Consider the following 26,030-nt stretch of genomic DNA (forward strand, 5'->3'; position numbering starts at 1 on the left):
TTTTAAATTCATATATTAAAATTTACCAACATAAGGAGAACTAACAATGATCGGAATATTAGCAGGAATGGGACCAAAGTCAACAGGCCCATTCGTTGATACAGTAGTCGAGCAATGCCAAAAAATATACGGTGCGAAACATGATATGGACTTTCCACATATGATGATTTATTCCTGTCCAACACCTTTTTATATGGATAAACCTATTGATCATAAAGCTATGGAAAATGCTATTATAAATGGCGCACAAAAACTTGAAAACACAGGTGTCGATTTTATTGCCATGCCTTGTAATACAGCGCACTTATATTTTTATGAACTACAAAATTCAATTTCAGTTCCCATTTTAAATATGGTGGATGAGACGATAAAAGAAATACCCGATCACGTAAGGAAAGTAGCTCTCTTAGCAACCGATGCGACTGTTCAATCCGGTATATATCAAGATGGGATTGCAAAACGTGGTATGGACTATATACATAAAAATAGCTGGCAAACCGCTATCACTCAAATTATCTCTAACATAAAAACAGGGAACCTAAATAAAGCAAACGAATTATGGTATACACTTTGTATAGAATTATCTGAAGCAGTAGATGCTGTTATCGTGGCGTGCACAGATTTAAATGTCGTATCGAAAACAGTGCCATATAACTTTTACTTGGTTGATTCATCTACTTGTCTTGCGCAAGCTGTTGTAAATAAATATTTATCCTCTCAAAAAAGTTAGGAGGATTCCATGAAAATAGAAAACAGCCCTTTCGAAATGGACTATACATTCGATGAAAACCTTCGTGAAAAACCAGTATCCCTTACGCAAATGAAGCAAGGAATCACATTTTTAAAAATAAACTTGCCTGATTCAGATTTATCATATGCAAAGCAATGCGGTTTAATCGGCGTTTACGAACGAATAGTAGGAGACCTTGCCGAAAGTAAATACTACTTACAACAAGCTATAGAGCAATATGAAACCTTACAACATATACAAGGAATTTTTATTAACAAACTCCGCCTTGCACATGTATATCACTGGGAAAAAGATTTTGAAAAAGCAAATGAGATTTTCACTGAACTCTTTCACATGTTACAGCAAAATGATTTAGCGCATTACGAGGATTTTCTCTATCAACATTACGGAAAAAGCAAATTAGATGAAGGGGATCTAAAAGCAGCTTTCTCTTACTTTCAAAAAGCACTGCAAATTCGATTAGAAAAAGGAAATGAAGAACTGATTCGCTCGACAAAACTATGTATCCAACATTGTTCTTCGTACCTATAAATATATCAACCCCTCGACAGAAATCGCTAAAAAGACGTGCGCATGCTGCACGTCTTTTTTATATGCCCCTAAAACTTTTAACATTTTTCACAATTCTTTCAAAATAATCACACTTTATCCCGATATATTAAATGAGCATTCATTTTATAAAAGGTTGGACGGGGGATTTAAAATATGAAAAAAAATCGATCGCTTCATTATATTTTCTGGAGATGGCATTTTTACGCCGGTCTCTTCATAGCACCGCTACTCATTACTTTATCACTCAGTGGCATTGGTTATTTGTTTCGAGAGGAAGTTGAGAATTTCATCTATAAAGATTTATATTTTGGAAATAGTAGGCAAACAGAATCTCTTTCTATGTCTGAATCCATTTCAACAACAGAAAAGAAATATCCTCACTATAACGTGACGAAAATTAGCTATTTCAAAGATGATCATAATACAAGACTCACAATGGCAAATGAATATACGGGTGATCAGAAGTATGTTTACTTAGATAAACATAACCAAATTATTGGGGATCAAAATGCTGATGCAACGTTTGCAAATATTATGCGAGAACTACATAGCTCTCTTCTAGTAGGCGGTACCGTTGTAAACTACTTAGTCGAACTAGCCGCTTGCTGGACGATTTTTTTAATTGTTACTGGTTTATATATGAGTATAAAACGCTTCAAGAAACCCCTGGTATCAAACGCTAGAGAGAGGTCCAAACGACTTCATAGCATAATTGGTATTGTATTCACAATTCCACTCATTCTCCTAGTATTAACAGGATTACCTTGGTCTGCTTTTATGGGAAAACAAATTTATAACATAGCAACTTCCAATGAATCACTAGGATATCCGAAATTATATATGGCTCCTCCAGAGTCTAAGTTTAAAGAGTTACCGTGGGCGACTAGACAAGAAACACCGCCACAATCAGATTCAAACGAACAGACAGCTCTTTCAATTGATGAGTTAGAGAAATCGATTCAAATTGAAAAACCATATGTCATTTCATTACCAAATGAGCCAAAAGGAGTATTCACTATTTCAAAATCTAGCGGTTCTGGTATTACAGGAATGCACGTATCACCAAATGAAGAAATTACTGCTTATTTTGATCAATATAGCGGCACTCTCATTTCAAAAATTGACTATCGTGATTATGGCTTATTTGCACAGTGGTTTTCTTATGGTATCCCCCTTCATGAAGGACATTTATTTGGATGGCCAAACAAAATACTATGCTTACTTACAACCTTGTCCTTACTATTCCTCATTTATTTCGGTGTTAAAATGTGGCTAGCAAGAAAGCCACAAGGTAAGGTAGGAGCACCATCAAAACAAAAAGATAAAAAAAGCATATTTGCCTTTATACTTATTATGATTTTATTAGGAATTGTCATGCCTTTATTCGGTTTATCTGTTCTTATCATTTTTGTAATTGAGTTTTTACTATATCTATTCTCTAAAATATGGGTAAAAAAAGTATAGAAAAAAGCATTTGTACAATTCATCTTGTACAAATGCTTTTTATTTCTGACTCAATTTTTTTCTTTCTCTCACGAATTAAAAAAAGAACATCACCAATAATAATAGTCCCTATAATAGCCTGCGCTACATAATCCATCGTAGTTGGATCACCAGTTCTGTTTATCATCGTATACACTCCAAGCAAGAATGAAACCGAAAGACATACTAACAAGATAATTTCTATATGTTCATATAGTTTTTTTAAGAACTGTTTCATTGTGATTCCCCCTTCAAACCACCATTATCTCTTCTAACTTTCGAACAAATACACCAGGGTCTGCATTTTGAATATATTTTACTTTTATCCATTCCGTACCATGTTGAATTGAAATTTTAATTCCAAACAAACCTTTTTTCACCTTTATAGCGGATATTTTGTCAAATAAAAATTCTTCAAATAATGTATTTCCAGCAATATCGGGTCCACAGAAAAAGAGTCTTTTATTAGTCAAAACGAGTATGCCTGGTCGTGGAACGCTCCGATATATAAAAATTTCCAAAGAACATTGAATATACAATACAATGTTTTCATCATCATGTAGCATCTCTTTGGCTTGATTTAATATATTCTCCACTTTAATCCCCGCCTTTTTAAACTGTTATACTTTAATTATCCGAAGATTAAAATATAAAGTCAAAAAAAAATAGCTACAATAACATATCGACGATTCGACATAGAATATCGACCGTTCGCCAAAAATCAACATAGAAAAAGACATGCACCAAATGCACATCTTTTTCTATTTCTATCACTGCGCCCTTTTCTTTCGGTACATCTTCCCGTTCCAATAGAAGAATCGTGAAGTGAATCCACCATATTTCACGATGCGCCGTGCCATTTGCTGCATATTTTTTTGCTCTGATACCTTTTGATCAGATAAATAAATCCCAAGGAGACCGCGGCTAATAAGGCGATGAAACTTCGCATGTGGTAAGTCACCAATATTTCTTTCTGCTTCTTCCACAAAATGCTTCATTCGCTCTAATACGACTTGTTCATTTTCATAATAACTACAGAAATTTAAGTCCCCGCCAAGTCGGTCTTCTTCTTGATCAATAAAGTAATCAAGCAAAATATGAAGCCCTTGTACGTACGGGAAATAACCTTGCTTAATCTTTGCAATATCTTCATCAAGTAATTCATCATGAAACGCATACGCCACGAGACAAAAGATTCCAAGTGTTGATCCTGCACATGCCGAAAATTCAAACCAGCTCATTGGGGGTACATTTTCCTTATGAGCCTCAAACCATGTTTGTAAGCGCGGTTCTCTTTCTTCTAGTTTCACATGCTTATGAATTTGTAAATCACAATAATAACAAGCAAGTTCGTGAAGAATCGGAGCGATTTTATCATAGTGCTTCGTTTTCTTTAAAACATCTTGGCATGTTGCAACAAGCTCATCTAAATAACCACCATCATCTTGATCATCTCGATAACGATAGTAATTGCTTCCTTCACTCTCTGGTGTTAATGCAGTCAGCATTGATTCATGCAGTGCAGCAAAATCATTCGGATCAAGCGATGTACTACGATCACATAAATTATCTAAGTAATCACTAATCGTCTGATACGCCACAATAAAACGAATACATTCCTCGCGTTGTTCATTTGCGAGCAGCGCTAAAATACCACCGCCTTCACAATGAAATGTTTTATGCTCAATACTTGCAATCGCTTGACTATGAAGTTCGTCATTTGGAATATGGTAGGCACGCTCTTTCCACATCGCTAGCTCATGGTGTACAACCGGAAACACATCACGGTATACTTTCGCCATGAGCGTTATGGGATTACTCGGTACGTTCACTTCTTCCTTCATCTCCTCTATTAAATGTACAAATAATTATTTATTTGTTTCTATTATGTTATTTACATGTATTTCAGTAAATGACTTGATATAGTTCAAAATCTCATCTCGCTCATACTCATTTAATAGCTCATGGTAACAATTTGGCCATTCTTTATATGCCTTATCACTAATCTTTAAGTTATCAAACCATTTACGGACACGTGTTTTATCTACAAGTTTATCCTCACATGCCTGCATTAGCAAGAGCGGAACGTCTGGAAACTCATCTATTTTGTCATGAGCAATCTCAATAGATTTTATCAATTCACTATACCAACGAACCGATACCTTGCGCAAGAACAATGAATCATTTTCCATCGCATCGCGAACTTCTTTATTTCTCGTTGACATGTTTACTGTAAGTTTGGTGGGAAATTGAAGTTTTGGCGTGAGAATATTTAACACCTTTGAGACAGCTCGAAGCGGAGCAGCAGGTACAGCTAATACACCTAAGCATGGCGAGCTTAATATAATTCCATCTATATCGTCTCTCTTCGTTTCTTCCATCATTCGAATGACAATAAGACCGCCCATACTATGTCCAAATAAAAAAATAGGTAGCCGATACTTTCTTGCTTCTTTCACCCATAATTTTATTTCTTCTATGTATTCATCAAATGAGTCAATATGTCCTCTATTTCTTGAAGTTGTTCCATGAGCTGGAAGGTCTCCCATGACAACATGATACCCGAAATGATTCCACATTTCTGCTAGCGCCTCATAACGTCCGTGATATTCCATCGCACCGTGCACAATCACGATTACCGCTTTGGCTGCTTCCGCTTCATAATTCCACATACGAAACTCCTCCATTTCACTCTTTCCCTTAATTTGATACACTAAAACTAGTTTCTAGGAAAGGAAGGCTTTACATGATATATCCTTATAAAGATAAAAATCCGAAAATTGCGAGTAGTGCTTTTATCGCTGACTATGTTACGATTACAGGCGACGTCACAATTGGTGAAGAATCAAGCATTTGGTTTAATACAGTCATTCGTGGTGATGTGTCTAAAGTAATAATTGGAGACCGCGTAAATGTACAAGATCAATGTACACTTCATCAAAGTCCACAGTACCCTCTTCTTTTAGAAGATGATGTAACAGTTGGACATCAAGTTATTTTACATAGCTGTACCTTAAAAAAAGACTCTTTAATCGGGATGGGATCTATTATTTTAGACGGTGCTGAAATTGGTGAAGGTGCATTCATCGGTGCTGGTAGTTTAGTTTCACAAGGAAAGAAAATTCCACCTAATACACTGGCCTTCGGTCGTCCGGCAAAAGTCATTCGCGAATTAACAGATGAAGATCGCAAAGATATGGAACGCATTCGCAAACAATATGTTGAAAAAGGACAGTACTATAAGTCACTGCAAAAATAGTCTCTACTTGCTGCCACCATGATGGCAGCTTTTTTCGTTAAAACTCTAACGTTTTCTTTACAAAATCTTATTATTCCCTCAATAAAACCTTATTAAAATAGAAGATATAATCTCAATATATATGTAAATGCGGGGGAGAGATTTCATGAAAGCTAAATCCGTCAGCTCCTTATATAAAATAGAATGTTACATTTTTAAAGGAATTAACCGTTACTTTGATCAAAAAACATTAAATATCTTTTTCCGTACCATTACACATATCGGTGGTGCAATCTTTTCCATCTCGCTTACGTTATGCTTTCTTATATTTTCACAGGGTCCTCTACACGATGCAGCAATTGCAGCAGCTCTTTCATTAACAATTAGTCATATTCCTGTGCAAATATTAAAAAGGTGGTATCCACGCAAACGGCCTTATTTAACAATTCAAGATGCAAAATATCCATCGCATCCATTAAAAGATCATTCTTTTCCGTCAGGTCATACAACAGCTATTTTTTCGGTAGTTGTTCCATTTATTTGTTATGATCCAAACTTATTAGTCGTTTTACTTCTATTAGCAATTATTGTAGGAATTTCCCGCATCTATCTCGGGCTTCATTATCCATCAGATGTATTTGTAGGTATGTGCCTTGGCACATGTTCTGGCATCATCTCTTTTTATCAATTCATTCCATTTTTCATGTAAAGGAGAGATTGGATGAGAGTCGCCATATTTACTGATACATTTACACCGCAAGTAAATGGCGCGGCGTAGATTGTTCACTCTTCCATCAGGCTTACAATAAAGACCTATTCCGAAAAAAATATAATATTACTGCTCCATACATTCTTTCCTATGTCGGACGCATTGCCCCTGAAAAAGATATCGAAACATTGCGTACACTGATTCACACACCAATAAAAGAACGAAAAGATAATATTCATTGGCTCATTGCAGGAGATGGTCCCCTTGCTGAAGAATTACGTAAAACTTTACCAGCAAACGTTACGTTTACAGGATATTTACAAGAAGAAAATTTAGCAGAAGCTTATGCATGCTCCGATCTCATGGTATTTCCATCGGCCACAGAAACGTTTGGCAATGTCGTTCTTGAATCGCTCGCATGTGGTACACCAGTCGTTAGTGCGAATTCTGGCGGAGTAAAAAATATTATTACAGATGGAAAAACAGGTTTTCTTTGCGAACCCAAAAACTCGAACTCATTTTTATCATCTATTTATCAGTTGTTAAATAACGAAGAAATGCGTAAACAAATGGGCATAGCCGCTAGATTCTACGCCACTACACAAAGCTGGGATGAAATTTTTCATGGTTTATACATGCAATATGAAGAGGTGCTTCACCAAAACAATACCGAACTACTTGCGTAATAAAAAAATTGACCTCAAAACATATAGCAATGAACTCATCCATCGTATTCATAAAGAGCAAAAAGGTATGACTCTATAACGTCATACCTTTTTGCTCTTTTTCTCATTCAGTAACCGCGTATATTCCTCTTTTGTATTTACATTCACAAATAATTCTCTCGCTACATTCCATTCCTCTTCCATCACATATTTTACGTTGCACTGTGATAAAAGTTGTTCCATACTTCGTTTTTCTTCATTTAGTAATGCGTATATTTTTTCTTTTACACGATAATGATACGCTGCTAATAACGGCTGCTTTCTTCCATCAATAACCGGAACAATTGCCTCATATTCACCACTTATTTGTCCTACTAATGCTGTAATCCACTCATTTGAAAGGTTCGGTGCATCACAAGGCGAAACGATATACCACTCCGTCTCTATATGCTCCATCCCCGATACAATTCCAGCAAGCGGTCCATCTCCTTTATAGAGAGAAATATCTTCTATAACAGGAACGTCTACTAAGGTAACAATTCTTTCTTTTATATCAGGATGACTAATCACAACTACATCTTGTATAGTATCCCGCATCATTTGAACAATCTGTTCGATAAAAGTATGTCCTTGCCAGCTTGCCAATGCTTTCGGCTCACCAAATCGTCTCGACATACCACCAGCTAATACAATCCCAGCGAGCTTTTTCATTGACGATGCAGCTCAAATGTAATGTGTCCTAACTCTGGTAAAATTAATTTATTCATCGCAAGGCGAACTGCCCCGCTAGAACCTGGCATCGAAAAGACAACTTTCCTTCCAATTGTTCCGCCAATTGCTCTACTTAGCATTGCAGCGCTGCCGATATCTTCTAAATAACTAATCATCCGAAACAATTCACCAAATCCAACAATTTCTTTATCTAATAATGCCGAAACTGCCTCAATCGTAACATCACGCTTTGTAATACCAGTCCCTCCATTTGTTAAGACAACATCAACATCTTCTTGATGATATCCACTTAATACAGCTTGCCTAATACTTTCTTTATTATCTTTTACAATTTCATAAGCGGTTACTATATGGCCCGCTTCTAATAATAATTCTTTTAACAATTTACCACTCTTATCCGTCTCTTCTGTACGTGTATCAGAGATCGTAATAATTTTACAACGAACCTCTGTGGGTGCTTGTTTTTTATGTTCTATTACGCTCATTTTTATTCGCCCCTTCTTATGAACTACTCATAATTTTATCATATCGTATAGAAATTTTATTACATATGAAATACATCACATATCCACAATTATCTATTACATGACCGAAACATCATGATACAATATAAGTATATATAACCATAAAAAGGGAGTTTATCTATACCTCTATTTTATAATCCTAAACAACCTGTCCCATGAATTCCTTTTCTTATAATCCTAATTCCCTTCCAATTCATTACCTATAGATTAGATATCAATTTTCTAAAATGATACGTATTCATGCTAGACGACTCTATTGGCTATTATCGAGAACCGTGGTTCCTCTTGCTTTATTTTATTTCAATGGATTAGGAATCGCACGAAATAACCAGATACATACTAAATAAATTTTCATACTTAGGAGGTTCATTCATGGAACTTTATCGAAAACTCACAACGGTATTTATCCTTCTATTTGTCGCTTCCATCAGTGCTGGGATGGCATTAAAGGATGCTGTTCCATATTCAGCAATTGGCGGCTGGGGATTTGCGACACTCTTTTTACTATGCAGTGCATTTTGTGCTGGAAAAGCGCGTCAAAAGAAAGGCTGATGACCATTATTTCGCAAAAAACCTACAATTTGCAGATCATGCGGAAAAGAGATTCAAACATATGAAAAAGCATGGGTTCATATGCCGTTCCCTCCAAGCGGGATGACAAATATGAAAAAATATATTGAGCTTGATGGAGAAGTATATTGTGGTTCGTGTGTTGGAGTATTCACGAAACAAAATAATGAGGTGAAATAGGAGATATACCGAATTGTTCGAATCAAATCGAATTCGCTTACGAAAGTTTTCAAAAGACGATATTCCCATCTATCACCTTTGGCGAAACGATATAGAAGTTATGAATACCACTATCCTTAGTCTTGATGTCCATTCCGTTCAAGAAACAGAAGCGTTTTGCAAACAAATCATCCACTCTCCCACTTCTAAAAGTTATATCATTGAACAAAAAGATAGTCATCTTCCCATTGGCCTCACTTCTTTAATTAACATCGATCCACACAATCGAAATGCGGAATGTATTATTGATATCGGTAAAAAGAATTGCTGGGGACAAGGATACGGGAAAGAAGCCTTAACAGTGTTATTAAATTATGTTGCTTGTAACTTCACTACTTGCTTTTTGTTGTAAATGCTTGAATACTACAACCACTCTTATAATAGGCAATATATTATCTCCAATAATCTCATATTATTTTATCCATGTAACACGTGATGAATATTTTTGGGGATATTTTAAACCATTAACACCCATCTAATTATTCACAGTAGTTAGCTTCCTAAATTTGATTTCATAATTATGTGCAATCAAATTAGCCAATATATATTTGAATAAAGTTCAAGATTAACTTTACCCAAATATGTGTTAACATGCCTAAAAAAAAGCTTTGCGCCTTCGCGCAAAGCTTTTTTCTTCTTATATTATAGACCAGCTTGCTCTTTTAAAGTTGCTGCTTTGTCTGTACGTTCCCATGAAAGGTCTACATCAGTACGTCCGAAGTGGCCGTAAGCTGCTGTTTGTTTGTAAATCGGGCGACGTAAGTCTAACATTTTGATGATACCAGCTGGGCGAAGATCGAAGTTGTTACGAACTAGTTCTACTAGTACTTCTTCAGATACTTTACCAGTGCCGAATGTATCAACTGAAATTGATACTGGTTGTGCCACGCCGATTGCGTATGCAAGTTGTACTTCTGTTTTTTCAGCAAGACCAGCTGCTACGATGTTTTTCGCAACATAACGAGCTGCGTATGCTGCAGAACGGTCAACTTTTGTTGCATCTTTACCAGAGAATGCACCGCCGCCGTGACGAGCGTATCCGCCGTAAGTATCAACGATAATTTTACGTCCTGTTAAACCAGCATCCCCTTGTGGTCCACCGATTACGAAGCGGCCTGTTGGGTTAATGAAGAATTTCGTTTCCTCATCCATTAATTCTGCTGGTACTACAGCTTTGATTACGTGCTCTTTTAAGTCGCGATCGATTTGTTCCCATGTAGCTTCTGGATGATGCTGTGTAGAAATTACAATTGTATCGATGCGTACTGGTTTACCATTTTCATCATACTCAACTGTAACTTGCGTTTTACCGTCTGGACGTAAATATTCTAATGTTTCATCTTTACGAACTTCCGTTAAACGGCGAGCTAATTTGTGAGCAAGTGAGATTGGAAGTGGCATTAATTCTTTTGTTTCATTACATGCGAAACCAAACATTAAACCTTGGTCCCCTGCACCAATTGCCTCAATCTCAGCGTCAGTCATTTGACCTTCACGTGCTTCTAATGCTTGGTCAACACCCATAGCGATGTCAGCAGATTGCTCATCGATAGATGTTAAAACTGCACAAGTTTCTGCATCGAATCCATATTTTGCACGAGTGTAACCGATACCTTGAATTGTTTCACGAACGATTTTTGGAATATCTACATAAGTAGAAGTCGTAATTTCCCCCGCTACCAATACTAAACCAGTTGTTACTGTTGTTTCACAAGCTACACGTGCATTTGCGTCTTTTGCTAAGATCGCGTCTAAAATTGAATCAGAAATTTGGTCACAAATTTTATCTGGATGTCCTTCAGTTACAGACTCAGATGTGAACAGATGACGTTGTTTTGTCATGTGGTAAACCTCCCTACAGTAATCGTATATATTGTACGGAACTCATCCTTAATTTGCCACAAACTGCGACATTCATTTATTCTCCCACACAAGTATAAAGAAAAACCTTTCCTATATAGAGGAAAGGTTTGATTTGCTACTTGCATACTGCTTTTTGCCCTTCGCTCTTATCGTTCGAGACCGTTCGCCTCGCACAGGTTTTAGCACCTATTCACTTGTTTATTACCGTTACAAGTGAGGTTGCTGGGCTTCATCGGGCCTGTCCCTCCGCCAGCTCGGGATAAGAGAGTATCCGTCCCAACCTATACTAAAGAAATGATATTCATTTGTCAATTAATATTCACATATTCCTACAAGTTTTTCGCATTATTTGTCGGACAAAATATAAATAGGAAAATAATACATTCGCACAAACAAAAATAAATAAATAGTATACATTATTTATATGATTGTGTTATACTCTTGATGGGGATTACGAGAAATATTTCATTAAAATGAAAAGGATGGTATATAAATATGAGTACTGTGAATGTCCAAATTGGATTACACGAATTACTGAACGGAAGCAATGCACAGGTTCAATTAAGCGTTCCACAATTAGTGGAAAAAGTACTAATGAGAAATGAAGGAAAATTAACTTCTACTGGTGCCGTCTCTGCTTCTACAGGAAAATATACAGGACGTTCTCCTAAAGATAAATTCATTGTGAAAGAAGCGTCGGTTGCCGATAAGATTGCTTGGGGATCTGTAAATCAACCGATTTCTGAAGAACATTTTAATAAATTATATACAAAAGTATTAGAATACTTAAAGGAAAAAGAAGAATTATTCGTATTTAAAGGATTCGCTGGTGCTGATCGTAACTATCGTCTTCCATTACAAGTTGTTAACGAATATGCATGGCACAATTTATTTGTACATCAATTATTTATTCGTCCAACTGAAGAAGAATTAACAAATCATGAAGCTGAGTTCACAATTGTTTCTGCACCAAGCTTTAAAGCAGATCCAGAGATCGACGGTACAAACTCTGAAGCATTCATCATGGTTTCATTTGAAAAACGCATCGTATTAATCGGTGGTACGGAATACGCTGGAGAAATGAAAAAATCAATCTTCTCTATTATGAACTTCTTACTTCCAGAACAAGATATTTTATCTATGCACTGCTCTGCAAACGTAGGTGAAGAAGGCGATGTCGCTTTATTCTTCGGTTTATCTGGAACAGGTAAAACAACATTATCTGCTGACCCACACCGTAAATTAATTGGTGATGATGAGCACGGTTGGTCTGATAACGGTGTATTCAATATTGAAGGCGGTTGCTACGCAAAATGTATTAACCTTTCTCATGAAAAAGAGCCGCAAATTTTTGATGCCATTACATTCGGATCTGTACTTGAGAACGTTGTAATTGATGATCAAACACGCGTTGCAGATTACAATGATACTACATTAACAGAAAATACACGTGCTGCATACCCAATTGATGCGATTGATAATATCGTCGTACCAAGTGTTGCTGGACATCCAAATACAATTATTTTCTTAACTGCTGATGCATCTGGGGTATTACCTCCAATCAGTAAATTAAATAAAGAGCAAGCTATGTACCATTTCTTAAGCGGTTACACTAGCAAACTAGCTGGAACAGAGCGCGGCGTAACATCTCCACAAGCGACATTCTCAACTTGCTTCGGTTCTCCATTCTTACCACTTGATGCATCTCGCTATGCTGAAATGCTTGGTGAGAAGATCGAGAAACATGATGCAAAAGTATTCCTAGTAAACACTGGCTGGACTGGTGGCGAATACGGCGTTGGAAAACGTATGAACTTAGGTTACACTCGCGCAATGGTGCAAGCCGCATTAAACGGCGAGCTTGATAACGCTGAAACAGTGAAACATGACATCTTCGGTCTTGAAGTACCACTTCATGTACCAGGTGTACCTGATGAAGTATTAATGCCTGAACAAACATGGGCTGATAAATCTGCTTACAAAGCAAAAGCAATCGAACTTGCAGGTGAATTCACAGAAAACTTCAAGAAGTTCGAGAACGTTTCTGAAAACATGATCAAATTAGGCGGTCCAATCGCTTAATTTAACCTTTACTGTTTGAATACCCCTTTACTCATATGAATAAGTATGTTGTAGCCTAAAAAGTGCGCGTACTCACCGACAAAACCCATGCGGCTTAATAGGTTACACATACTTACAATAAAAAAGAAGCTTACGATAAAAACGTAAGCTTCTTTCTATATATATTTTGATTTTCCAACGTATAAATCGCGGCTTCGGAAATAAAAGTGGATTCCCCTCTCACTTGCTCTTTTTGTTTTCACACGGCATGGGGCAAAAAAAGGCACTGACCGCTTCTATCCATGGACGGACGCTCTCTTCCACCCCAAAAGAAAAGGTTTTATACCGTTTTTTCAATTTGTATTTATCTATTTCCTCGCATCTTTCATGCTATAGTATCCTAAATTAATAACGATTAAAAAATAACCACCCATAATCCCAACAGCAAATGCCCACATGACCATATGATGTTCAATCTCATACATAATAATCGCACCGAGTATCGCTGCTGCAAAGCGATTAATCATACCAAGTGTTGGTGCCTTACTCTTTTTTACAATACTATCTCCAAGCTTTTCAATACGTCTTCCTAAAATCCAAACACAATACATACTAACGAGTAAACCAATCCCCACACCTAAAAAGTGAGCAGAAAAAGGTGTCATCGCCCAGCCTAATAGCATCGCGCCTAGCAAATAATACATTTGGATTTTAAATGACCTTAGTGACATACTAATCATGCAATTCTCCTTTATCATTATCATCTTATTTACATATCATCAGACTTCATCTGTTACATTCAAAGAAAAACAACATAATCACTACGCTTATGTTGTTAAAATATTTTTCGGAAATAACATTATACAAGATTTCTAGTTTGAAAGCAGGATCATTTTGTGACGTTTTTGCAAACATTTTTTCATAGATTTATAAAAAAGTGATATCAATCTATAAGATTATGGATATGATGTATATATATCCGCTTTAATTTTCCAACATATAAAATCGCTGCCACGAAGCACCAAAATTCACCTGCACTCTTTTCCTCTCTCTGTTCTAACTTGACATGGGGTAGGAAAGGACTCTGACCGCTGCTACGCATAGCCGGGTCCTCTCTCCCACCTAAAAAGAAAGGTTTTACGTCAGTTTTTCAATTTACATGCATGTAGTAAGTACACAAAAAAGGGGGCGTATAATGATTTATTTTTTAATGGCTCTCATTCACCTCATTATCCCTGCACTTATAGGACTCTCATTATATTGGTACACAAAAAAACATAGTATCTTCTATGCTGTCCTCGGTGTTCTTCTCTCCGGAATTATTCTCATTGCACTGTTCCGCACACCTTTTCTTAACTTAATCCCACTTATTACTGCCATTTTGTTCCTCATATTTCTACCCAAAATAAAAAAATAGGAAAGCAGATCATGACTGATCTGTTTTCCTATTTTGATATATGTTCTGACACGACAGGCTGCGTCCTAAGTTTTTCGGATTTCACAAACCATAAACCGAAAAAAATAACACACCCACCAATTATTTGTTGTAATGAAATCTGTTCTTTCGCCCATACCGCTGCAAATACAACCGCAACAAGCGGTGTAATATACATATATACCATCGTATGAGAAGCTCCAATTTTTTGAACACCAATATACCACATAACTAAACCGAATACCGTTACAAAGAAAATAGAATATAATAGTGCAAACCATGTCATTCCTTGTTCAATTTGAAACGGCATCGAAAAAATATGCCATCCGCTTAGTATAACAAGAGGAATCGCTCCAACAACTGCTGACCATGCAGTCACACGAAGCGCTGAATATTTTTTAATAAGTGGTCCTGCTAACACTGGATATAGCCCCCAGCACATTGATGTAATCAGTCCAATTCCATTTCCGTAAAAAGACCCAACAAGCGAATGTCCAGCTAATAAAACGAGAGCGGCTCCCCCACAGGCTATGGTAGAACCAACTAATTTTCGCGAAGAAAATTTCTCTTGCTTAAGCAAAATGGCAAACATCGTTGTAAAAATAGGTGAAATAGAAATGAGTAAAGAAGCGTTCGTAGCGGATGTATATTTAATAGTTTCCATAAATAACGTTTGATACAATACGATACCGACAATACTCACAACAATGAGCCTTAGTATGTCCCTTCTCTCCATATACAATGACTTTTCAATATAAAATGTAAGTAGTAATAATAACGGTGCTGCTGCAATCATACGGAGCGCAGTAAACTCAACTGCTGAAAACTCCTCAAGTCCGTATTTCCCGATCGTATAATTTATCCCCCAAATGATAACAACATTTAAAAGTAATAATTCAATCCCCCATCTTCTCATGCGTAATCCCCTCCGCACAGATGATTATACAGAAAATTTAATTAAATGTACATTTTATAAACTAAAGAATTTCATAAGAAAAAGGAGCGTACAGTTTGCTCCTTTTTTCATAAGTTATACTCGAATATGAAGTTTCATATTCGGATTATAAAACTGATTCGGACTCTTCAATTGAAAATGTCCACCTGATTCATGTAAATCAACAGTCAATTTATCATCCATAAAAACAAGCTTTGTGCGATCCGCAATAAACTGTAGTTTATTTGAATCAATATCTACATCACGTTCATCTTTCTCTGATACAGCCACCAAATCAATAATTCCACTCATCACACAGCCGCATCCTTCATTATCATAAAATAATTTTATAAACTTCGCTTCACTTGGAATCGTATCCATAATCTTTTTATATGCTGCATCCGTTACAGTAACGTACATATATTGTCCCTCCTACCTCAGTACATAATTCTTATATTGTACCATTCTTTTTATAAATTCTATCCATTTATTGTATACAGAAAATTAAGACTAATATAAAATGTATGTGATAAAGGAGGATGAATTATGCCAGCTTTACAAGAAATCAAAGATAAAGACCTTTCTATTTATACATGCCATGTTCCAATGGATCATCATCAAACATATGGAACAAGCATTGCGATTGCAAAAGCTCTAGAGGCCGATATAGTAGATGGTTTTGCTTATGATGGTAAAGATATACCATGTGGACTCATTTGCAAAATTCCTGAAACAACAACAAGAAAACTCGAAAAACAACTAAAAGAACTCTTTCACATTCCGTATATAGACTTTGAAGGCAAACGACATGAATTTATCACAAAAATTGCAATTATCGCTGGATGCGGTGATAAAATAGATCTTCTTAAAGAAGCAGAAGAAAAGGGCGCTGAGGCGTATATTACAGGTGAAATTCATTGCCATATTGATAACGAATACGGCAAACATAAGTATTCACTAATTATGGACTATGTGAAAGAAACGAATATGTCGCTTATCGGTGTGTCACATTCTGCTTCTGAATACTTAGTGAAGGAAACATTGATGCGTAATTGGTTTATAGAAAACTTTGATGTGGATGTTGTTTTACTTCCGCAAAAGAAATGGTGGTATTAAATGCGCATTCGAAAAATTTTTTTCATATTTCTCATTCTTACCTGTTTTTTATTAGGTGCATGTAAAAATAACCCTGAAGACGAATTAAGAAAAACAGTGTGGGATCAATTATCTGAACATACGAAAGAAGAACTAAGTGATGGCTGGAAGCATGCTACAATTACAACTGAAACATTGCAAGCCGGAATATCTTCGGTCAAAGATTCCTCTTATATAGGAAAAGAGGTTTTTCGTATTTCGTTCCCATCTGATCGTTCTTACAAACTTGGAAATGTAGATGCATTTGTTGATATGAAAACAAAGAAAGTAATTGGATTTGGTCTACGAGATTAAAAAAGATTGGCTAATACTGCGGATCCTTTAATTATCAGGAATAGATAATTAATCTAATAAGGTATATGTAACGATCATTTTAAATAAAAAGAGAGGATTTACTTCCCTCTCTTTCTCATTCATCAGTGAATTGGTAACACAATCTCAACTGTAGTCCCTACTCCAACTTCACTCTCAAATTGTATCTTTCCTTGATGTTCTTCAATTATCTTATAGGTAACCATTAATCCTAAACCAGTTCCATCATCTTTCGTTGTATAAAAAGCTTCGCTTAGTTTAGGCATTTTGTCTTTCGGTATGCCACATCCCTCATCCTTGATTCGAATTATCATTGCATCTTTTAATGTAACTTCAATGATAATTATTCCACCATCTTGCATAGATTCAATCGCATTTTTTATTAAATTTAAAAACACTTGTTTTAAACGTTTTTCATTACATGTTATACTTGGTAACTCACCTTTATAAATGGTATGTATTTTAATTCCTCGTTCCGAAGCAGACTGTCCCATAATTCTTACCACGTATGAAAGAATGTCTTTTATATTATGATTCCCGCATTCCATTGGCTTAGAATTTCCAAGCTCCACCAGTTCGGTGGCAATTGTATCGATTCTTTCGATTTCTTGCTCCATAATATCACAATAGGCTTTATCCTCAGGATACTTTTCTTTTTGTCCTCTAACAAAACCGTTCAACAGCATCAATGGATTACGCATTTTAAAACCGATAACTGTTGCCACCCTTCCAATTACAGCCATCTTCTCCGATTGTTGCAATTCCTTATGTGTCATTTCAATTGTGTGTATATAAGATTGGAATCTCAATAAAATAATCCATCCTATAATGGAAAACAAGCTACAAAGAACAATAGGAATGAGAACAATAAAAGAATTCACAATGAATCCCATTAAAACATACTTTACTATTGTCCCTCCCGTTACTAACCAAAAATAGCGTTTATTTACAAATAATGGTGCGAAAAGAAAGAAAAACCCTTCCACTATATTCCCTGCATCAAACTCTAAATCTGTTCCATAGTAAATGATAAAATTATGAATGAAATCTAATATATTATATCCTATGAAAATAATATATTTCACAGCATATGGGTTCTGTCGCTTCGCCACATATATTCCCACAAACACCAATATAACCATGAGAATATACAACCATATCCCTAAACCCCTTTCTAGAATTGGCCCCCCATCTCCTCCCCCTTCTAGCTTAGGCATAATATAATAATATGCAACATCATAAATAAAAAAAGTTGTAAAGAACAAACTTAAAAACAGCTTTAACGTTCGAATCTCTTCCCTTGTTAATTTATAAACACTGTCCATGTAGTAACTCCTCTATTCACAATACACATACTTCACGAATCTTGCCTTCTATATAAATCCATTTTGATTTTTTAACATAAATTATGTTTTCTGTCGATTTTTCAATTTGTATTTATATAAAGTGAAACTTCCATCACCCGTCGAGCTTTTGCGGGATAACTCCTTTTTGATTTTTCACATATAAGCTGCTATGAAAAACAAAAGGTGACCTGCATTCGTTTTCTCTCTTTGTTTTCACTTGGCACGGGGCTGGAAAAGGATCTGACCGCTTCTATCCATGGCCGGATGCTCTCTCCCACCTAAAAAGAAAGGTTTTATGTCGGTTTTTCAATTTTCTTATATAGGTAAAATAATGTCTACTTTCGTTCCTACGTTTCTTTTACTCGTAATGTGTATTTTCCCATCATGTTCTTCAATAATCTTGCAAGCAACAGTAAGCCCTAAACCGATGCCATTTTTCTTTGTCGTATAAAAAGCTTCTGTTATACGCTGCAAATTCTCTTCCTGCACACCGCACCCATTATCTACAATACTTACTATTGCACCATCTTCATTTCTTTTGTTTATATGTATTTGAAGTGTTCCGCCATGTTCCATCGCTTCAATTGCGTTCTTTATTATGTATAGAAATACCCCTTTTAATTTACGATGATCACAATCTATTTTTATTTGATCAGGTGCAACATCATAAATGAGATACAGCTGTTTCCTATTGATTTCTGCACTCATTTCTTTCAACGCATTTGATACAATTTCTTCTATTAAATAACTACTGTAGGTAGAGGGTTTATAAGTTGCCATTACCATAAGCTCACTTATCATATTGTTTATATGCTCAATTTCATCAATCATATGTTCATACACTTTATCATCTACATATTTCTCTTTCTGCAATTGTGTAAATCCCCTTAATGATGAAAGTGGATTTTTAATTTCATGTCCAACAGATGCTGCCATTTTTCCAATAACTACGAGCTTTTCAGACTCTCTTTTTTCTATCATCACATTATTTACAGTAGAAAGATACTGTAGAAATCGATTCAATAGGAGATACGTTACAAATAATAAAAGACTATACATAACTAACCGCATAAATGCCTCTTTTTCCCCCAGGGCCAAAAATGCACTATACTTTCCCATAACAATCAAAAATAGCCACAGTAAATACCTTTTACTCATAAAAATAGGCACAAATAAAATAAACACAAATTCAAGTATATTCCTATCATCAAATGCTACCTTATTGTGAATTGCATACCAATACAAATTAAAGCCTTCCGAAAACATATAAGCTATTAAACATATGTACTTAACACGATATGCCTGTTCTCTTTTTATCAGATACATACTGCCTGCGATTAAGCAAGCTCCATACAAAAACTTTGGAACTTGAACATCTAATCTTATAAGTGATACAGAATCTCCTAGCATAATAGAATAAACTATTTCATATATAACCCATACAATATTCAATACCCATAAAAAGAGGCGGGCATTTTTCTTTTCTTCTTGAAATGAGATAAAGTTTCTTTTCACTTTCACACTTCCTCAAAAGCTATATACTTTCTCTATATGATTACTAACACACATTATTATAATAAACGACAATAGTGTTTGACCAAAATAATATCAAATAATGTAGAAAAAGTTTACCCCGACTTATCAATTTGATAAGTCACATAATTTTCAATAATATGTACTAAAAAACGATATTATGTGTTATATACTGAACTTGTCAGGTTAACTGTAAAGAGAACTCCCCGTTCTTTGTGTTTGAACTATTTTGTCTGGCTACCCCGTTATTAAATATAAGTCAAAAAGAACTTGTAGCGTATCTACAAGTTCTTTTTTGATTTCAATCAATCTATTGCATCACACTTTGAAGTTATGTCAAAGTGTGATGCAAATCAAATTATTGATTCACCGCTTTTGCTACAAGCGCAGCATATGCTTCTGCACCTGTTTTCGTTAAATGCACACCATCTGGCTCAAAGTATGCCTTATTATCAGCACTTGCTGAATACCAATCGACTAGTGTTATATTTTTGTAAGCCGATGCTACTTCTTTTAACTTCTCATTCACTAATGATTCCCACGGACGTGGTACCCTCGTATTGATTAATATAATTTTACGTTCATTCCCAATCACTTTTATTAATGATACGAGTTGATCCTTTGTAAAGGCACCATTTGTACCTAATCCAATAATGACATGATTCCCTAAATTCCCCTCATTCTTTAGCTGTTCCACCGCAGGAATTGCTTTAGATAGTTGTCGACCAATTTTTGCATCAATCCTAATATTAGGAAATGAATTTTTCAAATACGGGGCGACGTCAATCATAATGGAATCACCTACAGCTGTAACGGTTTGAGGATCTTTAGGCTTCGCAGCAGCTTCTTGTTGTTCTTTTTTTTGAGGTGGCTCATCAGCTGGTTTTTCCCTAACTGCCACTGGATGTTTCGGTTTTTCTTTTTGTTCCGTTTGTACTGCTTCCACCTTATCTTTTTGAGGATTATCCTTCGCTTTACTAGCTGTTGATAATCCAAAAACAGCGGTCGTAGAAACGAATAGTGCGCATACTAAGGCTAGCTTACCACTTAATGCTAAGTTTTTTATTCCCCAATTCCTAGAGCGAATATTCTTCAATGCCCCTTGTCGGATTGGATTTTCAATAAACTTCCATGAAATTTGTGCAGCTACTATAATAAGTAAAAATTGAAGAATTGCTCTTGTAAGCGAAAACTCTCCAGCATTTACCTTCGGAGTCGTTAACGTGATAATCGGATAATGCCAAAGATATATCCCATACGATCGTACTCCCATCCAACGCAGTGGTCTAAACCTTAAAAATTGAGCAATTCGGCTAGCTGGGTGAGCAAGGTTCGCCACTAATAAGGCAGTAGCAATTGATAAAATGACCATTCCTCCGCGATATAGAAACGGATCATATTGATTCGTCTTCCAAAACATAACGAGGATAATAATAAGAGCAATTCCTCCAACTACGTCAAGAATAAGACGTGCTTGTGGAATAATTTTATTTGCAAGCCTACTGCTCGGCCAAATTAAGGCAAGTGCCGCTCCAATCAATAAGGAAAAAGCTCTCGTATCAGTGCCGTAATAAATTCTGCTTGGGTCAATTCCTGGTTCATACAGAATTGCCATTGCTAGTGCAGAAGCAGCTGCCCCTAAAACAATGAATAAAATGATATGTGATTTCTTTTTTATGTAACGAAACGCCAAGCTAATAATAAATGGCCAAATTACATAGAACTGTTCTTCAACAGCTAACGACCAAAAATGATTCAGTGGAGAAAGTTGGCTAAAACTATCAAAGTACGATAATTTATGATAAATATACCACCAGTTACTGAAATATAATAAAGCTGCTAGCGAATCCCCACGCATTTTTCCTAGCAAAGAACTATGAAAAATTGTAATCCATGCTAAAACAATTACAAGCATGACAAGCATTCCAGGAAGTAATCTCCTTGCCCTACTGAGCCAGAATTTCTTCAAGTCAATCCTCTTATTTCTTTTCCATTCTATAGCTAGAATATCTGTAATTAAATAACCCGAAAGTACAAAAAATACAGTAACACCTAGGAATCCTCCAGGCATCCAATTAAAATTAATATGATATAAAATGACGCCTAGTATAGCTAGACCCCTTAGACTGTCCAATCCAACCATATAGCGACTACTTTTCTTTAATGGTTCGGGCATCCGCCAGTCACCCCCGTATTTCTCTAAAATTACGTGAATATTTACAATATAAAACTCTATCAATATGTATTATCTCTAAAAAATATGAACCGAATCAAAATATTACAAAACCTATTAACAAACACACTCGATTTTTATGATTGCATGCACAGTAACTAAAATTTTACCATGTTATGTATTAACATGAAATAGTCTCATTTATGAACTTTCATGTAAAAAAGGAGGTTATCCTAAAAATTCTCTTTCTAGGATAACCTCCTTTCTTATTAACCGACACTCTGAACTCTACCAATTTTCCCATCTTGTAATCGTACTTTAATACCGTATGTATGCGTCTCCGTGTTTGTTAAAATATCTTTTACAACACCGCTAACACGTTTACTACGATCACTATCCAATACAATCTCTACATGAGAACCAACTGAGATTTGTGATCTTGTTGGTTTGTCTCCACTTGTTTGTACCGACTGTGCTTGTTCTCTTTAATGAAAAAACAGAAAGTTCCGGCTTACTTAAAAACCGTACCGGCATTCTAGTAGTACCAATACCACGATTCACATACAACTGTAATGGCTTACTCTTTCCTTCCAATGAATAAAGCCCTTCTACATATTTATTTGCTAGTGAAGTAGTAATCATAGAACCTATGAACGGAAGCTGTAATATCATAAATCCTGCTACAACTATCAGTAACAAAACGAGAAAGTCAATCACTCTATTTCTGCACTGATTTCTCTAATATACGATGTTCCAAAAGCCATTCTTCAAACTTAGCACTTCCAAATTCCCAGCTTAAGTCATTGGCATGTACAGAAAAAACGCGATACCCGGAATAGTCATCCATAAATTCATCTTCCTGTACCTGTACTAGCGGAATCCCATAAAAAGCAAAGTTAAAAAATACATCCCACACATCTTCATGTTTTCTTTTATAAGCAATCGATTCCACATCAAATTCATCTCCAAAATAATCAAGATGTAAATGCATGCTATCATCATATTCATATTTCATTTTATCACCCCTTATATTTGTACTTCTTTATCATCCAAAAAATTCCTTCTATATCCACTCACATCTAGGCACTTACCTACATACTATGGCAGTAGATTCATTTCTAGGAGGTGTCACATTTTGAAAAAATTTATAGCTGTTTTTTGTATACTTGTACTTACTGTTTTTACGTTTGTGGCTTGTAGTAAAAAAGACGATGCGAAGCAACAAGTGCAAAAAATTCGCATTGGTGAAGTTACACATTCCCTCTTCTACGCACCGTTATATGTTGGGATTGAAAAAGGATTCTTTAAAGACGAAGGATTAGATATCGACCTACAAACGACAGCTGGTGGCGATAAAACCATGACTGCGCTGTTATCTGGTGGAATTGACATTGCACTTGTCGGCTCTGAAACATCCATTTATGTTCACCAGCAAGGAGCAAAAGACCCGGTCATTAACTTTGCTCAGCTCACGCAAACTGATGGTACATTTTTAGTTTCTCGCAAAAAATTAGACTCTTTTAATTGGAACGATGTGAAGGGCGTTACTTTCCTTGGTCAACGTAAAGGTGGTATGCCGCAAATGGTTGGGGAATACGTTTTGAAGAAAAATGGCATTGATCCACACAAAGATACAAATTTAATTCAAAATGTTGAGTTTGCTAATATCGCTAATGCCTTCGCGTCTGGTACAGGCGAATTTGTCCAGTTATTTGAACCAACAGCGAGTATTTTTGAAAAAGAAGGAAAGGGCTATATCGTTGCTTCTTTTGGTACTGAATCTGGAACTGTTCCATACACAACATTTATGGCAAAAGAAAGCTTTTTAAAGAAAGACAAAGCAGCAGCGGAGAAATTCACACGTGCATTATATAAAGCACAACAATGGGTTGATACGCATAGTCCAGAAGAAATTGCCGAGGCTGTTACACCACTTTTTAAAGATACTTCAAAAGATATTACAGTAAAAGTAATCGAGCGCTACAAAAAGCAACATTCGTATGCGACGAATCCATTATTAGACGCGGAAGAATGGAAACAACTACAAAAAATTATGAAAGAAGCTGGAGAATTACAAAAAGAAGTTCCGCATGAGGCGCTCGTCGATACAAAAATTGCCGAAAGCATTATTAAGAAATAGAGGCGAATACGATGAGTTTCTTACAAATATCTAATGTTTCCCACTGCTTTTTTGCAAAAGAAAATGCCCGGCTCGTCCTCGAAGATATTAACTTACACGTAGAAGAAGGGGAATTTATTTCCTTTCTTGGCCCAAGCGGCTGTGGAAAAACAACGCTTCTTTCTATTATTGCAGGACTATTAAAACCAATTGAAGGTATTGTCTTTGTAGAAGATGAGCCAGTGACAAAATCAACTTCTTCAATGGGATATATGCTCCAACAAGATTACTTGTTTCCCTGGAAAACAATTGAAGAAAATATAATGCTTGGGCTGCACATTACAAAAACATATGGAGAGGAAACGAAAGAACATACCTTACAACTTTTAAAGCAAGTCGGCTTGCAAGGCGTAGAAAAGCAATCCCCTCGGGAACTATCCGGTGGTATGCGCCAACGGGCAGCACTCGTTCGTACACTTGCAACAAATCCAAAAATCCTGTTGCTTGATGAACCATTTTCAGCTCTTGATTATCAAACGAAATTAAAATTAGAGGAGCTCGTATTTTCTTTATTACACAAGTATAAGAAAACATCTCTTCTCGTCACACATGACATTGAAGAAGCAATCGCAATGAGTGATCGTATTTACTTGCTTCAAGCAAACCCTGGGAAAATCGCAAAAATATTTTCAGTACCAAAAAGCATTCGCTCCCTACCACCGTTACAAGCAAGGTACCACCCTGATTTTCCAGCCCTCTTTCAAGACATATGGAAGGAGCTGGAGCGCCTTGGATAATATAAAACAATTACACAAACAGTTTCGAAAAAAAGAGCGTCAGCGTACTTGGACAGCTGCCTCTTTACAATTTTTACTTCTCATTCTCTTCTTTACATTATGGGAAATCTCCAGTAAACAGGAGTGGATCGATCCTTTACTCTTTAGCTCACCTTCAAGTATTTGGGAGTTATTTGTAAGTAAATGGGGAGACGGATCACTTTGGATTCACATGTGGACGACACTGCTTGAGACAGGTATTGGTTTTATTCTCGGTACAGTTCTCGGAACAATTATCGCAACCGTTCTTTGGTGGATACCGCTTATAGCTCGCGTATTAGACCCATACCTTGTTGTGTTAAATGCAATGCCAAAAGTAGCACTTGGCCCGATTATTATCGTTATTTTCGGCCCAAACATCTCCTCTTCGGTCGCAATGGGAGTTATCATTTCCATCATTATCACCATTCTTGTTATTTACAGTGCATTTCAAGAAGTTGATTCTAATTATATAAAAGTAATGGATACATTCGGCGCAAATAAATGGCAATGCTATAAACAAGTTATTTTACCGTCTTCCTTTCCAGCTATCATTTCAACTTTAAAAGTAAACGTTGGATTATCATGGGTTGGTGTTATTTTCGGTGAACTTCTTGTTTCCAAACAAGGACTCGGTTATTTAATTAGCTACGGATTCCAAGTATTTAACTTTACGCTTGTACTGCTGAGTGTATTACTGACATGTGCACTTGCTACTCTTATGTATGTGTTTGTTGAAGGATTCGAGAAACTATTAATAGGTAAGAAAAAAAGAAGCTGACTCCAAACAAAATACTTGGGTCAGTTCTTTCTTTTTTATACCATTATTTTTAAGAAATTAT

Annotated in this window: 26 protein-coding genes, 5 pseudogenes and 1 riboswitch; of the genes and pseudogenes, 15 read left to right on the plus strand and 16 right to left on the minus strand. The window is 36.0% G+C overall.

Features of this window, described 5'->3' with window-relative positions:
• Positions 1 to 46: 46 nt before the first annotated feature.
• The 3 genes from ACM6HU_RS03925 (at position 47) to ACM6HU_RS03935 (ending at position 2,767) form a co-directional block, all read left to right on the plus strand.
• A complete protein-coding gene (locus ACM6HU_RS03925) occupies positions 47 to 730 on the plus strand; it encodes an aspartate/glutamate racemase family protein (protein WP_016116741.1) in 684 nt (227 codons plus the stop codon).
• 9 nt (positions 731 to 739) lie between these two features.
• Entirely contained in the window at positions 740 to 1,282 is a 543-nt protein-coding gene (locus ACM6HU_RS03930) for a tetratricopeptide repeat protein (RefSeq protein WP_016132133.1), read from the plus strand.
• A gap of 174 nt (positions 1,283 to 1,456) precedes the next feature.
• Positions 1,457 to 2,767, plus strand: a complete 1,311-nt coding sequence (locus tag ACM6HU_RS03935; RefSeq protein ID WP_016116743.1) for a PepSY-associated TM helix domain-containing protein — start codon at positions 1,457 to 1,459, stop codon at positions 2,765 to 2,767.
• 19 nt (positions 2,768 to 2,786) lie between these two features.
• On the opposite strand, the gene ACM6HU_RS03940 is transcribed toward ACM6HU_RS03935, so the two are convergent.
• From ACM6HU_RS03940 to ACM6HU_RS03955, 4 genes are all read right to left on the minus strand, one after another.
• Positions 2,787 to 3,023 carry a hypothetical protein gene (locus ACM6HU_RS03940; protein ID WP_016116744.1) on the minus strand — a complete coding sequence of 79 codons (237 nt, stop codon included), beginning with the start codon at positions 3,021 to 3,023 and terminating at the stop codon, positions 2,787 to 2,789.
• 13 nt (positions 3,024 to 3,036) lie between these two features.
• Entirely contained in the window at positions 3,037 to 3,351 is a 315-nt protein-coding gene (locus ACM6HU_RS03945) for a PH domain-containing protein (RefSeq protein ID WP_033671570.1), read from the minus strand.
• Between the two features lie 204 nt (positions 3,352 to 3,555).
• Positions 3,556 to 4,617, minus strand: a complete 1,062-nt coding sequence (locus ACM6HU_RS03950; protein ID WP_016116746.1) for a tetraprenyl-beta-curcumene synthase family protein — start codon at positions 4,615 to 4,617, stop codon at positions 3,556 to 3,558.
• A gap of 36 nt (positions 4,618 to 4,653) precedes the next feature.
• Complete coding sequence (locus ACM6HU_RS03955; protein WP_016116747.1) at positions 4,654 to 5,457, minus strand: alpha/beta hydrolase; 804 nt, start codon at positions 5,455 to 5,457, stop codon at positions 4,654 to 4,656.
• Positions 5,458 to 5,531: 74 nt separating this feature from the next.
• On the opposite strand from ACM6HU_RS03955, the gene ACM6HU_RS03960 reads away from it, so the two are divergent.
• From ACM6HU_RS03960 to ACM6HU_RS03970, 3 genes and pseudogenes are all read left to right on the plus strand, one after another.
• The gene (locus ACM6HU_RS03960; protein ID WP_016116748.1) at positions 5,532 to 6,044 is read left to right on the plus strand and encodes a gamma carbonic anhydrase family protein; all 513 of its coding nucleotides are present in this window, start codon (positions 5,532 to 5,534) and stop codon (positions 6,042 to 6,044) included.
• Positions 6,045 to 6,189: 145 nt separating this feature from the next.
• A complete protein-coding gene (locus ACM6HU_RS03965) occupies positions 6,190 to 6,732 on the plus strand; it encodes a phosphatase PAP2 family protein (RefSeq protein ID WP_016116749.1) in 543 nt (180 codons plus the stop codon).
• A gap of 59 nt (positions 6,733 to 6,791) precedes the next feature.
• Positions 6,792 to 7,418, plus strand: a pseudogene (locus ACM6HU_RS03970) (glycosyltransferase); the annotation flags it as partial.
• An 81-nt stretch (positions 7,419 to 7,499) separates the two neighbouring features.
• On the opposite strand, the gene ACM6HU_RS03975 reads toward ACM6HU_RS03970, so the two are convergent.
• Both ACM6HU_RS03975 and ACM6HU_RS03980 read right to left on the minus strand, forming a co-directional pair.
• Positions 7,500 to 8,108 carry a molybdenum cofactor guanylyltransferase gene (locus ACM6HU_RS03975; protein ID WP_016116751.1) on the minus strand — a complete coding sequence of 203 codons (609 nt, stop codon included), beginning with the start codon at positions 8,106 to 8,108 and terminating at the stop codon, positions 7,500 to 7,502.
• The gene (locus ACM6HU_RS03980; protein ID WP_016116752.1) at positions 8,105 to 8,614 is read right to left on the minus strand and encodes a molybdenum cofactor biosynthesis protein B; all 510 of its coding nucleotides are present in this window, start codon (positions 8,612 to 8,614) and stop codon (positions 8,105 to 8,107) included. Before ACM6HU_RS03980 ends, ACM6HU_RS03975 begins: the two co-directional genes overlap by 4 nt.
• Positions 8,615 to 9,025: 411 nt before the next feature.
• Here ACM6HU_RS03980 and ACM6HU_RS03985 point away from each other — a divergent pair, with 411 nt between their 5' ends.
• Together ACM6HU_RS03985 and ACM6HU_RS03990 are read left to right on the plus strand one after the other, a co-directional pair.
• Positions 9,026 to 9,205, plus strand: coding sequence for a hypothetical protein (locus ACM6HU_RS03985; RefSeq protein WP_016116753.1), 180 nt, complete (start codon positions 9,026 to 9,028; stop codon positions 9,203 to 9,205).
• Between the two features lie 211 nt (positions 9,206 to 9,416).
• Positions 9,417 to 9,758, plus strand: a pseudogene (locus ACM6HU_RS03990) (GNAT family N-acetyltransferase); the annotation flags it as partial.
• Between the two features lie 326 nt (positions 9,759 to 10,084).
• Here the strand turns inward: ACM6HU_RS03990 and metK are convergent.
• A complete protein-coding gene (gene metK / locus ACM6HU_RS03995; RefSeq protein ID WP_016116755.1) occupies positions 10,085 to 11,284 on the minus strand; it encodes a methionine adenosyltransferase in 1,200 nt (399 codons plus the stop codon).
• A gap of 164 nt (positions 11,285 to 11,448) precedes the next feature.
• A riboswitch (SAM riboswitch) is annotated at positions 11,449 to 11,571 on the minus strand.
• Between the two features lie 229 nt (positions 11,572 to 11,800).
• On the opposite strand from metK, the gene pckA reads away from it, so the two are divergent.
• On the plus strand, positions 11,801 to 13,387 hold the full coding sequence (gene pckA / locus ACM6HU_RS04000; RefSeq protein WP_016116756.1) for a phosphoenolpyruvate carboxykinase (ATP): 1,587 nt from the start codon (positions 11,801 to 11,803) through the stop codon (positions 13,385 to 13,387).
• Positions 13,388 to 13,734: 347 nt separating this feature from the next.
• On the opposite strand, the gene ACM6HU_RS04005 is transcribed toward pckA, so the two are convergent.
• Complete coding sequence (locus ACM6HU_RS04005) at positions 13,735 to 14,106, minus strand: ATP synthase subunit I (RefSeq protein ID WP_016116757.1); 372 nt, start codon at positions 14,104 to 14,106, stop codon at positions 13,735 to 13,737.
• A 455-nt stretch (positions 14,107 to 14,561) separates the two neighbouring features.
• On the opposite strand from ACM6HU_RS04005, the gene ACM6HU_RS04010 reads away from it, so the two are divergent.
• Positions 14,562 to 14,783 (plus strand): hypothetical protein, encoded by a 222-nt coding sequence (locus ACM6HU_RS04010; protein WP_016116759.1) that lies wholly within the window; start codon positions 14,562 to 14,564, stop codon positions 14,781 to 14,783.
• 28 nt (positions 14,784 to 14,811) lie between these two features.
• On the opposite strand, the gene ACM6HU_RS04015 is transcribed toward ACM6HU_RS04010, so the two are convergent.
• Entirely contained in the window at positions 14,812 to 15,717 is a 906-nt protein-coding gene (locus ACM6HU_RS04015; protein WP_016116760.1) for a DMT family transporter, read from the minus strand.
• A gap of 114 nt (positions 15,718 to 15,831) precedes the next feature.
• Positions 15,832 to 16,155, minus strand: coding sequence for an iron-sulfur cluster biosynthesis family protein (locus ACM6HU_RS04020; protein ID WP_016116761.1), 324 nt, complete (start codon positions 16,153 to 16,155; stop codon positions 15,832 to 15,834).
• Positions 16,156 to 16,290: 135 nt separating this feature from the next.
• On the opposite strand from ACM6HU_RS04020, the pseudogene ACM6HU_RS04025 reads away from it, so the two are divergent.
• Positions 16,291 to 16,851: pseudogene (locus ACM6HU_RS04025) on the plus strand (Nif3-like dinuclear metal center hexameric protein); the annotation flags it as partial.
• Positions 16,852 to 17,184, plus strand: coding sequence for a hypothetical protein (locus ACM6HU_RS04030; RefSeq protein ID WP_016116763.1), 333 nt, complete (start codon positions 16,852 to 16,854; stop codon positions 17,182 to 17,184). It begins immediately after the preceding pseudogene.
• 122 nt (positions 17,185 to 17,306) lie between these two features.
• Here the strand turns inward: ACM6HU_RS04030 and ACM6HU_RS04035 are convergent, their stop codons facing one another.
• The 6 genes and pseudogenes from ACM6HU_RS04035 to ACM6HU_RS04060 form a co-directional block, all read right to left on the minus strand.
• Positions 17,307 to 18,527, minus strand: coding sequence for an ATP-binding protein (locus ACM6HU_RS04035; RefSeq protein WP_016133316.1), 1,221 nt, complete (start codon positions 18,525 to 18,527; stop codon positions 17,307 to 17,309).
• Between the two features lie 336 nt (positions 18,528 to 18,863).
• On the minus strand, positions 18,864 to 20,063 hold the full coding sequence (locus tag ACM6HU_RS04040) for an ATP-binding protein (RefSeq protein ID WP_016116765.1): 1,200 nt from the start codon (positions 20,061 to 20,063) through the stop codon (positions 18,864 to 18,866).
• Between the two features lie 376 nt (positions 20,064 to 20,439).
• The gene (locus ACM6HU_RS04045; protein ID WP_016116766.1) at positions 20,440 to 22,257 is read right to left on the minus strand and encodes an acyltransferase family protein; all 1,818 of its coding nucleotides are present in this window, start codon (positions 22,255 to 22,257) and stop codon (positions 20,440 to 20,442) included.
• 266 nt (positions 22,258 to 22,523) lie between these two features.
• A pseudogene (locus ACM6HU_RS04050) lies at positions 22,524 to 22,709 on the minus strand (YwbE family protein); the annotation flags it as partial.
• Between the two features lie 19 nt (positions 22,710 to 22,728).
• Positions 22,729 to 22,920 (minus strand): annotated as a pseudogene (locus ACM6HU_RS04055) (metallophosphoesterase); the annotation flags it as partial.
• Positions 22,921 to 22,972: 52 nt separating this feature from the next.
• Complete coding sequence (locus tag ACM6HU_RS04060) at positions 22,973 to 23,269, minus strand: DUF3986 family protein (RefSeq protein ID WP_006096292.1); 297 nt, start codon at positions 23,267 to 23,269, stop codon at positions 22,973 to 22,975.
• 120 nt (positions 23,270 to 23,389) lie between these two features.
• Between ACM6HU_RS04060 and ACM6HU_RS04065 the strand changes: the two genes are divergently transcribed.
• The 3 genes from ACM6HU_RS04065 to ACM6HU_RS04075 are packed head-to-tail and all read left to right on the plus strand — an operon-like array spanning position 23,390 to position 25,969.
• A complete protein-coding gene (locus ACM6HU_RS04065; RefSeq protein ID WP_016116767.1) occupies positions 23,390 to 24,394 on the plus strand; it encodes an ABC transporter substrate-binding protein in 1,005 nt (334 codons plus the stop codon).
• A gap of 11 nt (positions 24,395 to 24,405) precedes the next feature.
• Positions 24,406 to 25,170 (plus strand): ABC transporter ATP-binding protein, encoded by a 765-nt coding sequence (locus ACM6HU_RS04070; protein WP_006096294.1) that lies wholly within the window; start codon positions 24,406 to 24,408, stop codon positions 25,168 to 25,170.
• Positions 25,163 to 25,969 carry an ABC transporter permease gene (locus ACM6HU_RS04075; protein ID WP_016116768.1) on the plus strand — a complete coding sequence of 269 codons (807 nt, stop codon included), beginning with the start codon at positions 25,163 to 25,165 and terminating at the stop codon, positions 25,967 to 25,969. The genes ACM6HU_RS04070 and ACM6HU_RS04075 overlap by 8 nt, the downstream gene beginning before the upstream one ends.
• Positions 25,970 to 26,030 lie beyond the last annotated feature (61 nt).

The sequence above is a fragment of the Bacillus sp. IT-79MI2 genome (assembly GCF_949768135.1).
Classification (GTDB): Bacteria; Bacillota; Bacilli; order Bacillales; family Bacillaceae_G; genus Bacillus_A; species Bacillus_A pseudomycoides.